At 68.3% G+C, this 3,257-nt stretch carries 2 protein-coding genes; one reads left to right on the forward strand and one right to left on the reverse strand.

Annotation, left to right across the window (positions count from 1 at the left end):
* Nucleotides 1-64 precede the first annotated feature (64 nt).
* A complete protein-coding gene (locus tag ACWELQ_RS41955) occupies nt 65-1,264 on the forward strand; it encodes an FAD-dependent oxidoreductase (protein ID WP_452402549.1) in 1,200 nt (399 codons plus the stop codon).
* Nucleotides 1,265-1,319: 55 nt separating this feature from the next.
* Here the strand turns inward: ACWELQ_RS41955 and ACWELQ_RS41960 are convergent.
* Nucleotides 1,320-3,257: MDR family MFS transporter (locus ACWELQ_RS41960; protein WP_452402550.1), on the reverse strand; the 1,938-nt coding region annotated here is incomplete at its 5' end.

Consider the following 3,257-nt stretch of genomic DNA (forward strand, 5'->3'; position numbering starts at 1 on the left):
CTCCACGCGCGGGTCGGTTCGGGGATTTCGACCAACCTTCGAACACTTCTCACTGGAGACAACCATGTCTGTTTCTTCCGCATTGGTCATCGGGGGCGGCATCGCCGGTCCCGTCACCGCCACCGCCCTGCACCGGGCGGGCATCGATGTCACCGTCTGCGAGGCCTATCCGGGCCCGGCCTACGGGATCGGCTCCGCGCTGGCGCTCGCGCCCAACGGGATGGCCGCTCTCGAGATCGTCGGCGCGGCGGACGCGGTGCGCCGCATCGCCCTGCCCATCCGGACCTCGTCGATGTCGGTGAACGGCAAGACCTTCGACCTGCCGGGTCTGCAGAATGTCGAGCCGCTGCAGATGGTCGAGCGGCCCGAGCTGCACCAGGTGTTGCACGACACGGCCGTCGCCGCCGGTGTGCGCTTCGAATACAACCGGCGGCTCGTCGACGTGGAGGAGCACGCGGGCGGGGTGACCGCGATCTTCGCCGACGGCAGCAGCGCCACCGCCGATGTGCTCATCGGCGCGGACGGCATCCGCTCCACGGTGCGCGGGCTGATCGACCCGAAGGCCCCGGGACCGACCTACCTGCACATGCTCGGCTTCGGCGCGTACACCGACTGCTCGTTCGAGGTGCCGCCGGACTCGATGACCTTCGCCTTCGGCAAACGCGCCTACTACCTGTACTGGGCGCTGCCCGACGGGCGGGTGGGCTGGGGAGCGAATCTTCCTACCGAGGAATACCTTTCGCTGTCGCAGGCGCGGACAGTCCCGGCCGAGAAGTGGCTGCGCACGATCCGCGAGACCTACGCGGGCGAGACACCCGGCGAGGAGCTGGCCCGCAACACCACGCCCGAACAGCTGGAAGTGGCGGGCGCGCTGCACATCATGCCGCCGGTGCCGCACTGGTACCGGGGCCGGATGGCGCTCACCGGCGACGCCGTCCACGCGCCCAGCAACAGTTCCGGCCAGGGCGGGTCCATGGCCATCGAGAGCGCCATCGAGCTGGCCCGCTGCCTGCGCGATATCGATGATCCGACAACGGCTTTCGCCACCTACGAGGCGCTGCGGCGGCCGCGGGTGGAAGGCGTCGCGGCCCGCGTCGCCCGCACCAACCGCACCAAGGCGGCCGGGCCGGTGGCCCGCAAGGCCATGCAGGTGCTGATGCCGATGATGTTCAAGCGCATGGACATGGAGAAGTACCTCGGCCCGGAGCAGCGCTTCCGGATCGACTGGGACGCGACGGTGCGTCCGGCGACAGTCTCCGCCTGATCGAAAAACGTTGCCCGCCACGAGAATCTCGTGGCGGGCATCCGATCACGGTGGGTCAGCGGGCCGGTAGCACGTCCGGGTGATCGGCCTCATCGAGCAGTTTGGTGGCGATATTGTCGATGGCCTGCTCGAGCAGCGCCCGGTCGGCGGGATCGGTGGCATCCCAGTCGGTGAGCTGGCCGGCGAGCCAGCGCTTCCAGGCCCCGCGCACCCGATCCACCTCGGCCACACCCTTGTCGGTGAGGGTCAACTCGTTGCCGTCACGCAGCAGCAGGCCCTCCCGCTCGGCCTTCTCGTAGACCGGGCCGATCAATTCGGCGGGGATCCAATGGGTTCGGGCGATGTCGTCGAGGGTCGCGGTGCCGCGCAAGCGGTTGTACATGCGCACCTGGCCGAGCGCCCACGCCTCGTCCCGGCCCAGCGAACTGCCCGCCGCCGCAAGGATTCCCGGGTCCGGCACCGCATTGTCGCGCTGCTTGCGCAGGACTCGGGCGACCGCCCGCTCCAACTGCATCAGCCGGTCGCCGGAGTCCGGCATGGCGAACTGCTCACCCACGTCGGTGGCCTCGGCGCGCACGCTGTCGCGCAGCTTGACCTGCTTCAAGAAGAACGCCACCACGAAGCCGAGCAGCGCCACCGGCACCACCCAGCGGAACAGGAAGTCGATGGAATCCGCGTACGCCTGCACGATCGGCGCGGCCTGCGCCTTGGGCAGGTCGCGCAGGGCCGCCGGGTTCTGCGCCACCTGCGGCGGCACCCGCGATTCGATCAGGGCCGCTTCGAGATTCGGGCGCAGCTGATTGGAGTACAGGGTGCCGAACACGGTGGTGCCGAACGCGCTGCCGATGGTCCGGAAGAAGGTGACGCCCGAAGTCGCGGTCCCCAGATCCGAATACGGGACGCTGCTCTGCACCGCGATGGTCAGCACCTGCATGGCCAGACCCACGCCCAGACCCAGGATCAGCATGTACAGCGACATCAGCCAGAACCCGGTGTGCGGGCCCATGGTCGACATGAGGAACAGGCCGACCGCCATGATCGCGCAGCCCAGGATCGGGAAGATCTTGTAGTGCCCGGTCTTGCCGACGATATTGCCCGACAGGATCGAGGTGAAGAACAGGCCCACCACCAGCGGCAGCGTGCGCACGCCCGAGGCGGTCGCCGAAACCCCTTCCACGTATTGCAGATACGCGGGCAGATACGTCATCGCGCCCAGCAGCGCGAAGCCCACGATGAAGCTCAGGATCGAGCACACCGTGAACACATTGCTGCGGAACAGATGCATGGGCAACATCGGTTCGGCGGCCCGGAACTCGACGAATACGAAGCTCGCCAACGCCACCGCCGCGGCCCCGAACAAGCCGAGGATCATCGAGGAGCCCCACGCGTATTCCTGTCCGCCCCATTCCAATCCGAGGATCAGGCAGGTGACGCCGATGGCGACCAGCGCGATGCCGAGGTAGTCGACGATCGGCTTGACCACCGAGCGGGTCATCGGAATGGTCCGGGCCGCCACCGCGATCATGACGATCGCGATGGGGACGTTGACGTAGAAGCACCAACGCCAGCTCAGATGGTCGGTGAACAGCCCGCCCAGGGTGGGTCCGATCACCGTGGTGATGCCGAAGACCGCACCCAGCGCGCCCTGATACTTGCCGCGCTCGCGCAGCGGGATCACATCGGCGATCAGGGCCATGGAGGTGACCATGAGCCCGCCCGCGCCCAGCCCCTGCACCGCGCGGGCGAAGATCAGCAGCGTCATGCCGTGCGCGAGCCCGGCGACCATCGACCCGATGATGAAGATCGCGCCGCTGAGTTGGAAGACGAGCTTGCGGCCGAACAGGTCGCCGAACTTGCCCGACAGGGCGGTGGCGATGGCCTCGGCCACCAGGTAGGAGGTGACCACCCAGGCCATGTGCCCGGCCCCGCCCAGGTCCGCGACGATGGTCGGCAGGGCGGTGGAGACGATGGTGGAGTCGAGCGCGGCCATCAG

The organism is Nocardia sp. NPDC004722 (genome assembly GCF_053601505.1).